This is a genomic window from Protaetiibacter sp. SSC-01 (assembly GCF_014483895.1).
Classification (GTDB): domain Bacteria; phylum Actinomycetota; class Actinomycetes; order Actinomycetales; family Microbacteriaceae; genus Homoserinibacter.
In genome coordinates, this window is the sequence record NZ_CP059987.1 from 2,779,320 (window position 1) to 2,795,621 (window position 16,302).

At 70.7% G+C, this 16,302-nt stretch carries 13 protein-coding genes, 2 tRNA genes and 2 pseudogenes; 3 read left to right on the forward strand and 14 right to left on the reverse strand.

What is annotated here, in order from left to right; all coding sequences use genetic code 11:
* Nucleotides 1-21 precede the first annotated feature (21 nt).
* Nucleotides 22-800, forward strand: a pseudogene (locus tag H4J02_RS14070) (asparagine synthetase B family protein).
* Nucleotides 728-1,285, forward strand: a pseudogene (locus H4J02_RS14075) (asparagine synthase-related protein); the annotation flags it as partial. The pseudogenes H4J02_RS14070 and H4J02_RS14075, both read left to right, overlap by 73 nt.
* A gap of 307 nt (nt 1,286-1,592) precedes the next feature.
* Here the strand turns inward: H4J02_RS14075 and H4J02_RS13170 are convergent.
* The 6 genes from H4J02_RS13170 to serS all read right to left on the reverse strand — a co-directional run bounded on the left by H4J02_RS13170 (nt 1,593) and on the right by serS (nt 6,582).
* A tRNA-Ser gene (locus H4J02_RS13170) sits at nt 1,593-1,681 on the reverse strand.
* A 49-nt stretch (nt 1,682-1,730) separates the two neighbouring features.
* Nucleotides 1,731-3,002: an LCP family protein gene (locus H4J02_RS13175; protein ID WP_187674992.1), complete on the reverse strand. Its 1,272-nt coding sequence runs from the start codon at nt 3,000-3,002 to the stop codon at nt 1,731-1,733.
* A gap of 43 nt (nt 3,003-3,045) precedes the next feature.
* Nucleotides 3,046-3,130: transfer RNA gene (locus tag H4J02_RS13180), tRNA-Ser, on the reverse strand.
* 101 nt (nt 3,131-3,231) lie between these two features.
* Nucleotides 3,232-4,470: an LCP family protein gene (locus H4J02_RS13185; RefSeq protein ID WP_187674993.1), complete on the reverse strand. Its 1,239-nt coding sequence runs from the start codon at nt 4,468-4,470 to the stop codon at nt 3,232-3,234.
* 28 nt (nt 4,471-4,498) lie between these two features.
* Nucleotides 4,499-5,323 (reverse strand): HAD family hydrolase, encoded by an 825-nt coding sequence (locus H4J02_RS13190; RefSeq protein WP_222942189.1) that lies wholly within the window; start codon nt 5,321-5,323, stop codon nt 4,499-4,501.
* Nucleotides 5,320-6,582, reverse strand: coding sequence for a serine--tRNA ligase (serS, locus tag H4J02_RS13195; RefSeq protein WP_187674994.1), 1,263 nt, complete (start codon nt 6,580-6,582; stop codon nt 5,320-5,322). The genes H4J02_RS13190 and serS overlap by 4 nt, the downstream gene beginning before the upstream one ends.
* 53 nt (nt 6,583-6,635) lie before the next feature.
* Between serS and H4J02_RS13200 the strand changes: the two genes are divergently transcribed.
* Complete coding sequence (locus H4J02_RS13200) at nt 6,636-7,628, forward strand: diacylglycerol kinase family protein (RefSeq protein WP_187674995.1); 993 nt, start codon at nt 6,636-6,638, stop codon at nt 7,626-7,628.
* 109 nt (nt 7,629-7,737) lie between these two features.
* On the opposite strand, the gene pheA is transcribed toward H4J02_RS13200, so the two are convergent.
* From pheA to H4J02_RS13240, 8 genes are all read right to left on the reverse strand, one after another.
* Nucleotides 7,738-8,685, reverse strand: a complete 948-nt coding sequence (gene pheA, locus H4J02_RS13205) for a prephenate dehydratase (protein ID WP_187674996.1) — start codon at nt 8,683-8,685, stop codon at nt 7,738-7,740.
* Between the two features lie 22 nt (nt 8,686-8,707).
* On the reverse strand, nt 8,708-9,931 hold the full coding sequence (locus H4J02_RS13210; RefSeq protein WP_187674997.1) for an MFS transporter: 1,224 nt from the start codon (nt 9,929-9,931) through the stop codon (nt 8,708-8,710).
* Entirely contained in the window at nt 9,924-10,931 is a 1,008-nt protein-coding gene (locus H4J02_RS13215; RefSeq protein WP_187674998.1) for a VOC family protein, read from the reverse strand. Before H4J02_RS13215 ends, H4J02_RS13210 begins: the two co-directional genes overlap by 8 nt.
* A 28-nt stretch (nt 10,932-10,959) precedes the next feature.
* Entirely contained in the window at nt 10,960-11,982 is a 1,023-nt protein-coding gene (gene dmpG, locus H4J02_RS13220; RefSeq protein WP_187674999.1) for a 4-hydroxy-2-oxovalerate aldolase, read from the reverse strand.
* A gap of 1 nt (nt 11,983) precedes the next feature.
* Nucleotides 11,984-12,913, reverse strand: coding sequence for an acetaldehyde dehydrogenase (acetylating) (locus H4J02_RS13225; RefSeq protein ID WP_187675000.1), 930 nt, complete (start codon nt 12,911-12,913; stop codon nt 11,984-11,986).
* Nucleotides 12,910-13,689, reverse strand: a complete 780-nt coding sequence (locus H4J02_RS13230; protein ID WP_187675001.1) for a 2-keto-4-pentenoate hydratase — start codon at nt 13,687-13,689, stop codon at nt 12,910-12,912. Before H4J02_RS13230 ends, H4J02_RS13225 begins: the two co-directional genes overlap by 4 nt.
* Nucleotides 13,690-13,692: 3 nt before the next feature.
* Entirely contained in the window at nt 13,693-15,402 is a 1,710-nt protein-coding gene (locus H4J02_RS13235; RefSeq protein WP_222942190.1) for a bifunctional 3-(3-hydroxy-phenyl)propionate/3-hydroxycinnamic acid hydroxylase, read from the reverse strand.
* A 193-nt stretch (nt 15,403-15,595) separates the two neighbouring features.
* Nucleotides 15,596-16,297 carry an IclR family transcriptional regulator gene (locus tag H4J02_RS13240; protein ID WP_187675003.1) on the reverse strand — a complete coding sequence of 234 codons (702 nt, stop codon included), beginning with the start codon at nt 16,295-16,297 and terminating at the stop codon, nt 15,596-15,598.
* Between the last annotated feature and the right edge of the window lie 5 nt (nt 16,298-16,302).

A 16,302-nucleotide genomic window follows, 5' to 3' on the forward strand; every position in this document is an offset into this window, starting at 1 on the left:
GATCGCGAGGCCGTGCGCGTCATGACCACGTGCCTGCGCGACCGCGGGCCGGACGGACAGGGGCAGTGGGCCGACGACCGGGTGGCGCTCGGCCATCGACGCCTCAGCATCATCGACCTCAGCGACGACGCGGCCCAGCCGATGGTCGACGACACTCGGGGGCTCGCCCTCGTCTTCAACGGCTGCATCTACAACCACCGCGAGCTCCGGGCCGAGCTGTCGGACTATCCGTTCCGCACGGCGAGCGACACCGAGGTGATCTCGCGGCGTACGACCGCTGGGGCGAGGACCTCGTCGACCACCTCGTCGGCATGTTCGCCTTCGTGCTCGCCGATCGCCGCTCGGGCCGCGTGCTCCTCGTGCGCGACCGCCTCGGCATCAAGCCGCTCTACCTCTCGGAGGTGGACGGGGCGCTCCGCTTCGCCTCGACGCTCCCCGCGCTCGTGCGCGCGGGTGGCGTCGACACCGGCATCGACGGCGTCGCCCTCCACCAACCTCAGCTGGCACTCGATCGTCCCCGCCCCGCGGACGCTCCTGCGGGGGGGTGCAGAAGCTCGAGCCCGCCACCATGCTCGTCGTGGAACGCGACGGCAGCCGACGCACCCGGCGGTACTGGTCGCCCCGCTACGAACGCGACGAGGCGCACGCGCGGTGGTCGGCATCCGATTGGACGGATGCCGCGCACGCGTCGCTGCGCACCGCAGTCGGTCGTCGGCTCATCGCGGACGTGCCGGTCGGCGTCCTGCTCTCGGGCGGGCTCGACTCGAGCCTCATCGTGGCACTGCTCGCGGAGCACGTGACTGTCGTGCAGTCAGGCCAGGGCGCCGACGAGGTGTTCGCGGGCTACCGCTATCACGCGCCGGCCGCTGCGATGGCGCGCGACGAGATCGCCTCGCGGTTCCCCGCGGCGTTCGCGGATCACGACGACGTGACCGTCGGGCGGATGACCGGCGTGCGTCATCGGGTCTCGCACGATGTGAGCGGACGCCGCCTCGTCGCGGCGCTCATGGCGGACGGCGCGGAGACGGCCCTCGACGCCGTCCTGCGCCTCGACACCCATCTCCTCATGCCCGACGACCCGGTGAAGCGCGTCGACAACATGACGATGGCGTGGGGCGTCGAGGCCCGCGTGCCGTTCCTGGATCACGAGCTCGTCGAGTTGGCGGCCGCGTGCCCGCCCGAGCTCAAGTGGGACGGGGAGGGCAAGGCGGTGCTCAAGAGGGTCGCGCGCTCACTGCTTCCGGCCGAGGTCATCGACCGACCCAAGGGCTACTTCCCGGTTCCGGCCGTGCATCGCCTCGAGGGCGGGCTGCTCGCGTTCGCGCGCGATTCGGTGGCGGAGGCGTGGGCGGGGGCCGTGGCTCCCGCGAGGACGGTGGATGCGCCCGCCACGGTCGCGACGGCGAGCAGGGCTGAGGGCTTGACGATGTTCACGTCGACTCCGGATCGGGTGGGAGTCGCCGGGACGAGTGGGGGAGCTCGGCGGCGAGTTACAGGTGTAACCCGAGTATGGCAGAACGGCGGACCGCCGCCCGACATGCGAGAACGCCGTCATCGAGTTGCGATGACGGCGCCTGACCTGGTGTTTCTTGCGGAGACGGAGGGATTTGAACCCTCGGTCCCCCGGAGGGGACTCCACCTTAGCAGGGTGGTGCACTCGACCGGACTATGCGACGTCTCCCGGTATTGCCTGCCCATCATACCCATACGAGCATGGGCGCCGACTCCGCTCAGCCGCGGCCGACGGAGCAGGTCTGGTCGGCGGCGGTCTGACCGCGGATGCCGGAGATCACGACCTTCTCGGGCAGCACGGGAGCCTCCGTCGGCGTGGCCGACGGGTCGGGCGTCGCCGAGGGGTCCGGCTGCGCGGGGTCGGGCTCGACGGGCGGAGGCGCGTTGGGGTCGAGCTCGGCACCGCGCCCGTCACCGGCCTGGTCGACGCCGATCGCCTGGTCGGCCCGGATGGCGTCCATGAGCTGGCGACCGAGGCCCGCGATCGGCTGCACCTTGCCCTCGTACACGCCCGTGCCTCCCGTGGAACCGGGGTACTGCACGAAGGTGACCCGGTCCATGGGGATGCGGCTGAGGGCCTTCGCCATCGCGACCATCGTCGCGGGCTGCGAGAGCTCCGTCGAGAGCGTCATGTTCTGGCGCGCGACGTTCGCGAGGCTCAGGAGCTTGCCGACGTTGGTGAGCGTGTCCTCCGACTTGAGCTTGCGGAGCAGCGCCGAGAGGAACACCTGCTGCGAGCTGATGCGCGTGAGGTCCGAGCCGTCTCCCACGCCGTAGCGCGTGCGGAGGAACGCGAGCGCGTCCCAACCGGAGAGGGTGTGGCTGCCGGCGTCGAGGTCGATGCCCGACTTCTTGTCGTGGATGCCCTTGGAGAGGCAGATGGTCACGCCGCCGACCGCGGTCGACAGGTTCGCGACGCCGTCGAAGCCGATCATGCCCGCGAACTGGATGTCGAGCCCCGTGAAGTTCTGCACGACCTCGACCGCGCACGGCAGCCCGCCGTAGAGCAGCGCGTTGTTGATCGGGAAGGTGCCGACCCCCCACTTCTTGCCCGTGTCCGGGTTGATGCACCCGGGGAACGGCACGACCATGTCGCGCGGGATGCTGACGGCGACGGCGCTCGTCTGATCGGCCGAGACGTGCACGACGATGTTGACGTCGTTGCGCGACCCCTCGCGGTCCGAGTACGCGTCGGTGCCGACGACGAGGATGTTGAAGCCGCCCTCGTACGCCCCGATCTCGGGGATGGCCGCGGCGATCTCGCCGTTGATGTCGACCGAGTTCTCGGCCACCTCGCTCGTGAACTGGTAGAGCGCGAGGCCCGCGACCGACCCGGTCGCGACGAGCACGACGGCGAGCGACGCCCCCACGAAGCCGAGCACGGTCTTCCAGGCGCGCGAGCGGCGCAGTCGGCCGTGGCGCGCGATGGCCTTCGGCTGAGGCGAACGCGCGCGGCGCGAGCGGTCGCGCTTGAGCTCCTCGGCTGACATCGGGCGCGCTTCTCCTCGAGAACGGGTGACGAACGCTGTCCAGCGGAGGGCGTGGGATTCGAACCCACGAGACATCACTGCCCACCGGTTTTCAAGACCGGCTCCATCGGCCGCTCGGACAGCCCTCCTCGGTTGACCGTGTCGAGTGTAGGGGAGACACCGCGTTCGAGCCTGGAAATACCCCGAGCGAGCCTCAGACCCGCCGCGAGATTCAGCCCCGTCCCGGGATTCAGCCGTTGCCGCGTGTGCAGGTCTGGTCGGCGGCGGTCTGCCCCTTGACGCCCGAGATGACGACCTTGTCGGGCAGCGGCGCGTCGCTCGGCGAGGCGCTCGGATCGGGCTCCCCCGGCGTCGGCGCGTTGGGGTCGACCTCGGTGCCGCTGCCGTCGCCGGGCTCCTCGACGCCGATCGCCTGGTCGGCGCGGATGGCGTCCATGAGCTGGGTGCCGCGCGTCTTGTCGGGCTGCACGCGTCCCTCGTAGATGCCCGTGCCGCCCAGGCTCCCCGGGTACTGCACGAAGGTGATGCGGTCCATGGGGATGCGGCTCAGCGCCTTCGCCATCGCGACCATCGTCGCGGGCTGCGAGAGCTCGGTCGACAGGGTCATGTTGTCGCGCGCGACGTTCGCGAGACCCAGGAGCTTGCCCACGTTGGTGAGCGTCTCCTCCGACTTGAGCTTGCGCATGAGCGACGACAGGAAGGCCTGCTGGGATGCGATGCGGCTGAGATCCGAACCGTCGCCGACGCCCTTGCGCGTGCGGAGGAAGGCGAGCGCGTCCCAGCCCGAGAGGTAGTGCGTGCCCGCCTCGAGCTGGATGCCGGAGGCCTTGTCGTGGATGGCCCGCGTGAGGCACACCTGCACCCCGCCGACCGCGGTGGCGAGGTTCGCGACGCCGTCGAAGCCGATCATCCCCGCGTACTGGATGTCGAGGCCCGTGAAGTTCTCGACGACGTTGACGACGCACGGCAGGCCGCCGTAGTAGAGCGCGTTGTTGATCGGCAGCCCCGTGCCGACGCCCCACGTCTTGCCGGTCTTCGGGTTGACGCACCCGGGGAAGGGCACGACCATGTCGCGCGGGAAGCTCACGGCCACGGCGCTCGTCTGATCGGCCGACACGTGCACGAGCATGTTGACGTCGTTGAGCACGCTGTCGCGGTCGTGGTACTCGTCGGAGCCGACCACGAGGATGTTGAAGCCGCCCTCGTAGGCCCCGATCTCGGGGATGGGCGCCGCCTCGCCGTCGTTGATGTCGACGGCCTTGTCGCCCACCCCGCTCGCGAACTGGTAGACCGCGATGCCCGCGACGGCCGTCGTCGCGACGAGCACGACCGAGAGCGAGACGCCGATCGCGGCGAGCACGGTGGCCCACGCACGCGAGCGCGGAAGGCGCCCGTGGCGGGCGATGCCCGTGGGCGAGGCGACGCGCGCGCGCCTCGTACGGTCGCGCTTCAGCTCCTCGTCCGACATCGCACCGAGTGTAGGGGAGCCCGACCCGCTAGACCTGGAAGTACCGTGCGAGTGCCGTCGCGACGCCCTGGTCGCGGTCGGTGCCCGTGACGTCCGTCGAGACGGCGCGCACCTCATCCGGCGCCTGCCCCATCGCGATCGCGACGCCGCCGCCGGATGCCGCCCACTCGAACATGTCGATGTCGTTGCGCCCGTCGCCGATCACCATGACGTGCTCGCGCGAGATGCCGAGGCGCTCGCGCACGTACTCCATGCCGGTGCCCTTGTTGACGCCGTCGGGCGCGATGTCGAGCCACGCCGTCCAGCCGACGTTGTAGCTGACCTTGTGGAGGCCCATGCGCTCGACGACCGCGAGGAAGTCCTCGACGGCGTGCCCGGGCGAGAGCACGACGACGCGCGTGGCCCGGGCCTCGAGGAGGTCCTCGAACTCCACCTGCAGTCGGCCCGCGGCGAGCGCGCCCTCGGGGAACGGGCCCGTGAAGCGGAAGAGCCCCTCCTCGTCCTCGACGGCGTAGCTCGCACCCTCGAGGTGCTCGTGGATCGTCGTGAGCACCTCGCGCGGGTCGAACGTCTCGACGCGGTCGCGCATCCAGCCGACGGGCGCCTCCTTGTCGCGCCGCATGACGATCGCGCCGTTCGCGCACACGGCGTACGACGGTGCGATCCCGAGGCGGTCGATCACGGGCAGCGTCATCGACACCGAGCGCCCCGTCGACGGCATGATCTCGTGGCCGAGATCGCGCACCCGGCGGATCTCGGATGCGACCCGCGGGTCGAGCTGGCCGTCCTCGGTCAGCACGGTGCCGTCGATGTCGAGGCCGATGAGCCAGCGATCCTCCGGCGCGAGCCTCACTTCACGGGCTCCAGCACGTCGAGGCCCAGGTAGGGCCGCAGCGGCTCCGGCACGATCACCGATCCGTCGGCCTGCTGGTGCGTCTCGAGCAGCGCGACGATCCAGCGGGTCGTCGCGAGCGTGCCGTTGAGCGTCGCGACGGGCGAGGTCTTGCCGTCGGCGCCGCGGTGGCGGATGTCGAGGCGGCGCGCCTGGAAGGTCGTGCAGTTGCTCGTCGAGGTGAGCTCGCGGTACGCGCCCTGCGTGGGCACCCACGCCTCGACGTCGAACTTGCGCGCGGCGCTCGTGCCGAGGTCGCCCGCCGCCGTGTCGATGACGCGGTAGGAGAGTCCGAGGCTCTTGAGCATGCCCTCCTGCATCGCGAGCAGGCGCTCGTGCTCGGCCTCGGCATCCGCGGGGTCGATGTAGCTGAACATCTCGAGCTTCTGGAACTGGTGCACGCGGATGATGCCGCGGGTGTCCTTGCCGTGACTGCCCGCCTCGCGGCGGTAGCACGTCGACCAGCCGGCGTAGCGCTTGGGGCCGCCCGAGAGGTCGAGGATCTCGTCCTTGTGGTAGCCCGCGAGCGCGACCTCGCTCGTGCCCGTGAGGTAGAGCTCGTCGTCGGGCAGGTAGTAGATCTCGTCGGCGTGGGCGCCCAGGAAGCCCGTGCCCGCCATGATGTCGGGGCGCACGAGCGTGGGCGTGATGAGCGGCACGAAGCCCGACTCGATCGCGCGCTGCAGGCCGAGCTGCATGAGCGCGAGTTCGAGGCGCGCACCGACACCCTTGAGGAAGTAGAACCGGGCGCCCGACACCTTCGCGCCGCGCTCCATGTCGATCGCGTCGAGCAGCTCGCCGAGCGCGAGGTGGTCGCGCGGCTCGAAGTCGAACTCGGGCCGGTCGCCGACCTCGCGCAGCGTCACGAAGTCGTCCTCGCCGCCCGCGGGCACCCCGTCGATCACGAGGTTCGGGATGCCGCCCGCGACCTCGGCGAAGCGGGCCTCGGCATCCGACGCCACGGCCTGCGCGTTCTTGACGCGCGCCGCGAGGTCCTGCGCCTGCGCGACGAGCGCGGCCTTCTCCTCCTTGGGAGCCTGGGCCACCTGCTTGCCGAAGGCGTTCTGCTCGGCACGCAGCGCCTCGAAGGCGGCGATCGCCTGACGGCGGGCGGCGTCGGCGGCGATCGCCTCGTCGACGAGGGTCACGGATGCGCCGCGGCGCTCCTGCGAGGCACGAACGGCATCCGGGTTCTCACGCAGCAGCACGGGGTCGATCACGCCTCAAGTCTAGGAGCCTGTCGGCGGGGGCCCTCATGGCCTACCGTGAGAGCATGACGCCCCCGGACGCCGAGACGCCTCGCCGGGCAGCCGTCATCTACAACCCGATCAAGGTCGACGTCGATCACCTGCGGGATGTCGTGGCTGCCGCCGAGAGCGCCGCCGGCTGGGCGAAGAGCCTCTGGATCGAGACGAGCGAAGAGGACCCAGGCATCGGCCAGGCGCGCCGTGCGCTCGCCGAGGGCGCCGCCGTCGTCATGGCGGCGGGCGGCGACGGCACGGTGCGCGCGGTCGCGCAGGGGCTGCAGAACTCGGGCGTGCCGCTCGCACTGCTGCCCTCCGGTACGGGCAACCTGCTCGCGCGCAACCTCGGCCTCGACGTCAACGCGGCGCACGTGGAGGCGCTCGTCGAGATCGCGTTCTCGGGCGTCGACGAGGCGATCGATGTCGGCGTCGTCGAGGTGGACCGTCCCGACGGCTCGACCGAGACGCACTCGTTCGTCGTCATGGCGGGCCTCGGGCTCGACGCGAAGATGATCGCCAACACCAATCCCGAGCTCAAGAAGAAGGTCGGCTGGCTCGCCTACGTCGACGCGATCGGGCGCTCGCTCGTCGACAAGCACGTGCTGCGGCTGCGCTACCGCCTCGACGGCGGCGAGTGGCGCTTCACGCGCGTGCACACGATCCTCATCGGCAACTGCGGCGCGCTGCCCGGCAACATCCTGCTGCTGCCCGACGCCGAGATCGACGACGGCCTGCTCGACATCGTGACGCTGCGCCCCGAGGGCTTCTCCGGCTGGGCGCGCGTGTGGGTCGGCATCGTGTGGGAGAACGGGGTGCTGCGGCGCAGCACGATCGGCCGCAAGATCCTCGACCTGCGGTCGAAGCCCGTGCGCGCGCTGCGCTACCTGCGCGGGCGCCGCATCGACGGGCGGCTCGACCGCCCCGAGGAGTTCGAGCTCGACGGCGACGAGGCGGGCGTCATCACGGCGTTCCGTGCCCACGTCGACCCGGCGTCGCTGCTCGTGAAGCTGCCGCGAGGGTGATCAGGGGGCTGGCTTCGACACGCGGCCTGCGGCCGCTACTCAACCAGCGAGGGCTGCCGCTGGTTGAGTAGCCCCGGAGGGGCGTGTCGAAACCAGCCCGCTGATGACGTCAGTCGACCGGAGCCCCCGAGAGGATGTCGCGCAGCCAGTCGCGCGCGTCGATGAACACCTGGTCCGCGTAGCGGTCGTCGTGCTCGACGCGCACCTTGTCGGCGCGCGGGTACGAGCCGAGGAACTGCACGTTGGGACTGAACCTCTTGAGGCCGAGCAGCGCATCCGCGACCCGCTCGTCGAGCACGTGCCCGTCGAGGTCGACGATGAAGCGGTAGCGGCCGAGCGCGTCGCCGATGGGGCGCGATTCGAGGAGGCTCAGGTTGACGCCGCGCGTCGAGAACTGCTCGAGCATCTCGACGAGGCCGCCGGGCTCGTCGGACGGCAGCTCGACGATGACGCTCGTCTTGTCGGCGCCCGTGCGTGGCGGGATGGCGAGCGACTTCGACACGAGCACGAAGCGCGTGACGGCCTCGGGGTTGTCGGCGATGTCCTCCGCGAGCACCTCGAGCGGCAGGTGCTGCGTGATGCCGGGCGGCGCGATCGCGGCATCCGCGGCGTCGCTCTCGAGCAGCGCGCGCGGTGCGGCGACGTTGGAGGTCGAGGGGATGTGGCCGTGACTCGGCAGGGTCGCGTCGAGCCACAGGTGGCACTGCGCGTAGGCGACGGGGTGCGCGTTGATGACCTTGACGTCCTCGAGCCGCGTGCCGGGCCGGCCGACGAGCTGGAAGTTCACGGGCACGAGGTACTCGCCGATGATGCGGAGCCCCGGGATGTTGGCGAGCGCGTCCTGGGTGGCCGAGACGCCGCCCTCGACGGAGTTCTCGATCGCGATCATCGCGGCGACGCTGCGGCCGCTCACGACGTCGTCGAGGGCCTCGCCGACGTTGTTGACGGGGCGCCAGTCGGCACCCGCGGCCTCCGGCACCTGGGTGAGCGCCACCCACGTGAAGGTGCCCGCGGGGCCGAGGTAGCTGTACCGCGCGGGGGTCGTCGGCTCGCTCATGCCTGCGAGCCTATCGGCGCGCTCAGGTGCTCGTGACGTGCATCCGCGCCGACGCGCGACCGTGCACGAGGGTGTAGCCGACCGCCCCGAGCACGGCGACCCCGGACAGCACGGCGTAGAGCGCCGGATAGCCGATCCATCCGGCGATCGCGCCGTCGATCACGGGTCCGACCCCGATCCCGATGTCGGCCGCCAGGAAGAAGGTCGAGGTCGCGAGGGCGACCCGTTGCGGCCCGGCGAGCCCGACGGCGAGCGACTGCGCGGTCGGCATCATCGCCCCGAAGCCGAAGGCGATGAGGACGGCGGAGACGTAGGGGATCCATCCGTCGACCCCGAAGGCGAGAACGCCGGTGCCCGCGGCCAGGCAGGCGAACAGCGGGTAGACGACGGCGTTGTCGCCGAAGCGGTCCTGGATGCGCCCGACGAAGAGGCGGGCGGCGAACACGACGACCGCATAGAGCGCGAAGTAGCTCCCGCCGACCGCGGCACCCGTCGCGCTCACCGAGTAGGGGTTCACGAAGCTCAGCACACCCGAGAACGCGATGCCGGTCGGGATCATGAGCGACGCCACCGGGAACGAGCGTCGGTCGACGAAGGTCCACAACCCCCAGCTGCGCAGGGCCGCGCGGTCGGCGTCGTCGAGATCCCGCTCGGGGAGTCGCAGCAGCAGGGCGCCGACGAGTCCGACGACAGCCCACGCGGCGGTCGCGAGGAACAGGGCCTGATAGCCGAAGCCCGCGATGAGGAGCGTACCGAGGAGCGGACCCGCGGCGGCGCCGAGGGTCGTCGAGATGCCGTAGTAGCCGACACCCTCGGCCCGACGCGAGGCGGGGATGAGCGAGAAGGCACCCGCGCTCACGGCGTTGCTCGCGGCTCCGAAGGCGATGCCCATGAACCCCTGGAGGATCACCACCGCCCACAGCTGCTCGGCCACGATCTGCGCGAGCGCCAGCACGACGCACGCCGCGAGGCACACGAGGAGCGTTCGTCGTCGGCCGATGACGTCGAGGAACTTGCCGCCGATGAGACGCGCGACGATCGAGCCGACGACGAACGCACCCGCGACGACCCCGGCGATCAGCTCATCCGTCCGGAACACCTCGATCGCGTAGAGCGCCATCGTGGTGACGAGCAGATAGAAGATCGCCGCGACGCAGAAGTTGACCGCGACGGCGAGCACGAACCGCCTGCTCAGCACCGGATCCCGGCGCGGACCGTCGGCCTCCCGCCCCGAAGACTCAGCCACGGTGGAGAGGCGCGGAGCCCGTCGTGTCGCGCCCGCGGCTGCCGGGCTTGGTGTCGATCGGGTCGCCGTACCAGGTCATGCCCTCGGGCATGTCCTCCTTCGTCCACTCGACCGCCTCCCAGTCGTTGTCGAAGATCTGGTAGCCGCCCGAGTACAGCTCGACGCGGTGGTCCGAGCCGGGGTCGTGCACGTAGAGGTACATGGCCTGGCCGATGCCGTGCTTGCCGGGGCCCACGCCGTAGGAGACGTCGTGGTCGCGCAGGATGTCGGCAGCCGTGAGTACGTCGGAGAAGTTCTCGAGGTTGAAGGCCACGTGGTGCATCTGGGCGGTCTTCTCCTGCATGTTCGCGACGATCGCGATGTCGTGCATCTGAGACGTCACCGACATCCACGACGCCAGGAGGGTCGAGGTGTCGGGGATGTTCGCGAACTCGCGACGGCGGAAGCCGAGCGCGTTCGAGAGCCAGCCCTCGGCCTTGTTGATGTTGCCGGGGCTCGTCTGCACGTTGAAGTGGTCGAGGCGGCGCACGCCGAGCCCGCGGCGCTTGCTCGAATTGGTAGGGAGCTTCGAGCGCAGCTCCTCGTGCGGCGTCGGGGTCTTCTCCATGTCGTGGTAGAGCTCGATCGGGTGGCCGCCCCACGGCATGAGGAAGCGCACCGCGGTGCCGCGGCCGATCTCGGTTCCCGCGGGCACCTCGAGCACCTCGATCTCCTGCTCGAGCAGCTCCTGGTAGAACAGCTCGACGTCTTGCGGGCGCTGCACGCGGAAGCTCAGCGAGTTGACCACGGCGTCGGCCTGCTCACGCAGAACGAGCGAGTGGTGGTGGAGCTCCTGGTAGCCGCGCAGGTACGCGACACCCGGCTGCTCCGCCACGACCTCCATCCCGAGGATGTCGCGGAAGAACCGCAGGGACGCCTGCAGGTCCTTGGTGCCGAGGTCGATCGCGCCCGTCTTCGCGATGCGCGGCCCCTGGTCGTAACGGTCAGCGTGGATGGACATCATCGTCTCCTTTGTCTTCTGTCTTCGTTCAGTCGTCGCCGTCGGCCGCGACGAGGTCGAGGGCCACGTCGGCGAGCATGTCCTCCTGGCCGCCGATGAGCTTGCGGCGGCCCACCTCGACGAGGAGCGTGCGGGCGTCGACTCCGTACTCTCCGGCGATGCGCTCGGCGTGCCGCAGGAAGCTCGAGTAGACCCCCGCGTATCCGACCGTGAGCGTCTCGCGGTCGACCTGCACGGGGCGGTCCTGGAGGGGACGCACGATGTCGTCGGCCGCATCCTGGAGCGCGAAGACGTCGGCGGGCACCTCGTATCCTTCGAGCTGGGCGACGGCGACGAACGCCTCGATGGGCGTGTTGCCGGCGCCGGCACCGAGCCCGGCGAGCGAGGCGTCGACACGATAGGCGCCCTCCTCGACGGCCGCGATCGAGTTCGCGACCGAGAGCGAGAGGTTCTGGTGGGCGTGGACGCCGATCTCGGTGCTCGGATCGAGCACGTCGCGGTAGGCGCGCACGCGCTCGCGGATGCCGCCCATCGTGAGGCGCCCGGCCGAGTCGGTCACGTAGACGCACCGGGCCCCGTAGGACTCCATGAGCTTCGCCTGCTGGGCCAGCTCGGCGGGGCCGATCAGGTGCGACATCATGAGGAAGCCCGAGACGTCCATGCCCCACTCGCGCGCCGTGGCGATGTGCTGCGCCGCGACATCCGCCTCCGTGCAGTGGGTCGCGACGCGCACCGATCGCACGCCGTGGTCGAACGCGGCGCGCAGGTCGGCGAGCACACCGACGCCCGGCAGCAGCAGGGTCGTGAGAACGGCGTTCTCGACCACCTCGGCGGCGGCGTCGATCCACTCGAGGTCGGTCTGCGATCCGGGGCCGTAGGTGAGGCTCGAGCCACCGAGGCCGTCCCCGTGGGTCACCTCGATCGCGTCGACGCCGGCGCGGTCGAGCGCCCCGACGACGGCGCGCACGGTGTCGAGCGACGCCTGGTGGCGCAGCGCGTGCATTCCGTCGCGCAGCGTCACGTCCTGCACGTAGATGCGGTTCCCGGTCATGTCAGCGTGCTCCCTGGGCCAGTTCCTCGCCCACGCGCAGCGCGGCGGAGGTCATGATGTCGAGGTTTCCCGCGTAGGCGGGCAGGTAGTGGGCGGCTCCCTCGACCTCGAGGAAGACCGTCGTCTTCGTGTAGGCGTCGAGACGCTCGGCCTCGGGCACGACCGGATCGACCTCCGGTCCGACGTCGGCGAACTGCAGGGAGTGCTTGAGTCGGTAGCCCGGCACGTACTCGGCGACGTCGGCGATCATGCGCTCGACCGATGCCGCCACCTCGGCGCGCTGTGCCTCGTCGAGGCGCGGCGTGAGGGTCAGCACCGTGTCGCGCATGATCATGGGCGGATCGGCGGGGTTCAGGATGATGATCGCCTTGCCGCGCGCCGCGCCGCCGACCGTCTCGATGGCGTGCGCGGTCGTCTCGGTGAACTCGTCGATGTTGGCGCGCGTGCCCGGGCCCGCGGAGCGCGAGGCGACGGATGCGACGATCTCGCCGTAGACGACGGGCACCACCCGGCTGACGGCCGCGACCGCGGGGATCGTGGCCTGGCCGCCGCACGTCACCATGTTGACGTCGTCGGCGTCGAGGTGCGCGCCCAGGTTGACGGGCGGCACGACGAACGGACCGATCGCGGCGGGCGTGAGGTCGACGAGGCGCTTGCCGTAGGGCTTGAGCTTCTCGGCGTTCGCGACGTGCGCTTTCGCGGATGTCGCGTCGAACACGATGTCGACGTCGTCGAAGTGCTCCCAGGCGATGAGCCCGTCGACACCCTCCGCCGTGGTGGCGAAGCCCAGCCGGGCCGCGCGCGCGAGGCCGTCCGACTCGGGGTCGATGCCGACCATGATGCCCAGCTCGAGCACCGACGACAGCCGATGCACCTTGAACATCAGGTCCGTGCCGATGTTGCCGGATCCGATGATGGCGACCTTGCTCATGATTCCCCTCCTGCGATCGCGGCGACGCGACCGAGTCCATCGACCTCTGCGACGACCGACATGCCCGGCCGCAGCGCGACCATGGGGCCGAGCGCGCCCGAGAGCACGACCTCCCCCGCCCGCAGTGGCCGCCCCTGCGCCGCGGCGGTGCGCGCGACCCAGACGAGCGCCTCGACGGGGTCGCCGAGGCAGTCGGCGCCTCGGCCCGTGGAGGCGACCTCGCCGTCGATCGACATGCGCATGACCACCTCCCGCAGATCGATGCGGCGCGGGTCGACCGCCGCCTCGCCGAGCACGTACATGCCGCTCGAGGCGTTGTCGGCCACGGTGTCGAAGAGGCCGATGCGCCAGTCCTGGATGCGGGAGTCGACGATCTCGAGGGCGGGCGTCGCGTACTCCACGGCGCGCAGCACCGACTCGCGGTCGAGCTCGTCGACGTCGGTGTCGAGCACGAAGGCGATCTCCGCCTCGACCTTGGGCTGGATGAGGCGTCGCATGTCGATCTGCCCGCGATCGTGGATCTCCATGTCGGCGAGCAGGATGCCGAAGTCGGGCTGATCGACGCCGAGCTGGCGTCGCACGGCGTCCGAGGTGAGGCCGACCTTGTGCCCGACGAGCGGGTTGTCGGCGCTCTCGCGCTCGGCCATGTGGAGGGCCTGGACCTCGTACGCCTCCTCGAGGCTGCGGAGCGTCGACGCGATGGGCGCGATAGGCACGCGCGTCTCGAGCGCCTCGGTGAGCGCGCGCGCGGCGGCGCGGATGCGATCGTCGGCCATGGCTCAGCCCACCTTCTCGGCGGGCGCGCTCGCGATGACGCGGAGGTGGCCCGCGGCGACGGCGGCCTCCAGCATCCGTCCGACGTCCTGCACGGGGCCCGCCGCGGCGATGAAGCGGTCCGGGCGCAGGATGAGCGCCGCCGTGGGGCGGACGTCGAACCACTTCTTGATGCGTCCGTCGACGTCGCCGAGCACCTGCGCGCCCGGAGCGTCGTCGACGAGCTGCGTCGTGGGACGCAGCCAGACGACCGCGGCGTCGAGGCGCTCGAGCATCGCCCGCTGCTCCTCGTCGAGGTGCGCGATCGGGTTGCTCCCCCACGCGAGCACAGCCCAGCGGTAGCCGATGACGTCGTCGAGACGGTGCTCGGCGCCGTCGACCGTGCGCACGCGCGGCTGGATGAACTGCGTGCCGACGGGCGACGGGGTGTCGCGGAAGTGGCGGTAGGAGGTGAGCAGCCCGCGTCCGTCGATGGTCGCGCACGCCTCCCCCGGGGTCGCGGAGATGGGATCGACGACGACCCCGCGCGTGTAGCGCGGCATGGGCTTGTACTTCATCTGCACGAAGTACTGCTTGACCGAGGGGACGACCGTGAGCAGCCGCGCGGCGCCGTCGCGCAGAAGTGCGACGAGTCGATTCGTGGGCCTGACGAAGCGGCCGAAGGCCACGGAGATGCCGATCATGGCCTTGGCGTGGGGCTGGCGCTCGACCGTGTAGGTGTCGAGCAGGGCGTCGTCCGCTTCGCCGAGCACGACCGCCGAGAGCTTCCACGCGAGATTCGTCGAGTCGCGCATCCCGCTGTTCCAGCCCTGTCCCTGCCATACGGGCATGAGGTGCGCGGCATCGCCCGCGATGAAGCAGCGCCCAGCGCGGAAGCTGCTCGCGATACGCGAGTGGTGCGTGTAGACGCGGCGGCGGATGATCGACGCCTTCGCCGGGTCGGGCATGTGGGCGGAGAGCAGACCGGCGATGAACGCGTCGTCGTCCGCGAGCTCGTCGGGTTCCTTGTCGAACAGCATGAACTCGAAACGGCGGAGGCCGTGCGGGAGGGCGAGCGACACGTACGGGCGCTTGGGGTCGCCGCCCACCCAGACGTTGGGCAGGCCGAGCGGGTCGTTCTCCATGTCGATGACGATCCATCGGGTCGATGGCGACTGACCGTCGAAGGCGACGCCCATGTGCTTACGCGTGAAGCTCCGGCCGCCGTCGGCTCCGACGAGGTAGCGGCTGCGGAAGGTCACGACCTCGTCTCCGACGCGCGCGTGGAGGTCGACGTGGTCGCCGTGGTCGTCGATCTGCTCGGCCTCGTGTCCGAAGTGGACGGTCACGTGCGGGAAGCGGCCGAGACCCTCGAGGAGCACGCGATCGACCGCGGGCTGCACGAAGGCGTTCCGGCGCGACCAGCCGAATTCGTCGATGGCGGGCGCGATCGCCGCCATGACCCGGCCGCGACCGTTGACGAGATGCATGATGTGGCTCGGCGTCGTGTGGGGCAGCACCTCCTGGATGAGCCCCATGGTCTGGATCGAGCGCAGGGACTCGTCGTCGATCCCGACGCCGCGCGGGTAGTTGATGAGCTCGGGGAGCGCCTCGACCAGGTTGACGCTCACGCCTCGCAGCCCCAGGAGGTTGGCGATGGAGAGGCCGGCGGGGCCCGCCCCCACGACCGTGACGTCGGCCTCGCGTACGGAACCGCGAGTTGACGAGGAAGTCATCATTGACCCTTTCGACGTTCAATTAGTGAACACCATAGTTCACATGTTGCATAGTGGACGCTAGCGCGGAGCGCCCCGGGCGTCAACCGCCGCGTGAGAGAAGTTGTGCGTGCGCGAGCGCACGCCGACGAGCGGGCGCTGCAGCACCCGTGCGAAGCGCGACGGCCGGGTCAGCCGATCACGGCGAGGTGACTCAGGCCGACGACTCGACCTGCTCCGAGAGCTTCGCGCACGCGGCAAGGGCCGGCTCGATGGCCGCGTCGAGCACCTCGGGTCGATTGCTCACCATGTTGACGCAGCAGTCAATGCCGGCGATGCGCAACGGGATCGCCAGGCCGTGGAGGTTCGGCTCGATCTCCCCGAACGTGCGCGCGTAGCCTATCTCCCGCGCCTCGGTGACCCGCTCCGAGTCCGACTCGCGCGGCGGCTCGAGCACGCGCAGCGCGAGTCCTGCCGCACCGCGGTCGATCACGTGCCTGTCGCCGACCTGGAAGCCCATGCGGAAGCCCTGCCGTGCCGACTCGACGACCGAGAGCGCCACGGCGTCGTCGCCCTCTCGCACGAAGAGCGCGACCGTGGCCCCGACCTCGTCGGCGAGCGCGGCGAGCTGCGGCTTGACGGCGACGCTGAGGGCCGAGAGGCCGCCCTCCGCGAGGTTCACGAGCCCCACCGCACCGCGGAACCGGCCGTCGGGTCCGCGTGCGATGAGGCGCGCATCCGACAGTGCCGCGAGGATCCGGTTGGCGATCGAGCGGTGTACGCCGAGGTGCTCTGCGAGCTCCGCGATGCTCATTCCCGTCGGCGAGAGCGCGACCGCGCGCAGCGCGCGCAGGCCGCGGACGAGCGTCTGCGCGCCGAGCGTCGAACCCGACGTCTGCTCCTGCTGCACGGTCACGACTC

Excerpts from the sequence above, each read along its gene's own strand:
- H4J02_RS13175 (WP_187674992.1), bottom strand. The coding sequence starts at position 3,002 with ATGTCAGCCGAGGAGCTCAAGCGCGACCGCTCGCGCCGCGCGCGTTCG.
- H4J02_RS13185 (WP_187674993.1), bottom strand. The coding sequence starts at position 4,470 with ATGTCGGACGAGGAGCTGAAGCGCGACCGTACGAGGCGCGCGCGCGTC.
- H4J02_RS13200 (WP_187674995.1), top strand. The coding sequence starts at position 6,636 with ATGACGCCCCCGGACGCCGAGACGCCTCGCCGGGCAGCCGTCATCTAC.
- pheA (WP_187674996.1), bottom strand. The coding sequence starts at position 8,685 with ATGAGCGAGCCGACGACCCCCGCGCGGTACAGCTACCTCGGCCCCGCG.
- H4J02_RS13215 (WP_187674998.1), bottom strand. The coding sequence starts at position 10,931 with ATGTCCATCCACGCTGACCGTTACGACCAGGGGCCGCGCATCGCGAAG.
- dmpG (WP_187674999.1), bottom strand. The coding sequence starts at position 11,982 with ATGACCGGGAACCGCATCTACGTGCAGGACGTGACGCTGCGCGACGGA.
- H4J02_RS13225 (WP_187675000.1), bottom strand. The coding sequence starts at position 12,913 with ATGAGCAAGGTCGCCATCATCGGATCCGGCAACATCGGCACGGACCTG.
- H4J02_RS13230 (WP_187675001.1), bottom strand. The coding sequence starts at position 13,689 with ATGGCCGACGATCGCATCCGCGCCGCCGCGCGCGCGCTCACCGAGGCG.
- H4J02_RS13235 (WP_222942190.1), bottom strand. The coding sequence starts at position 15,402 with ATGACTTCCTCGTCAACTCGCGGTTCCGTACGCGAGGCCGACGTCACG.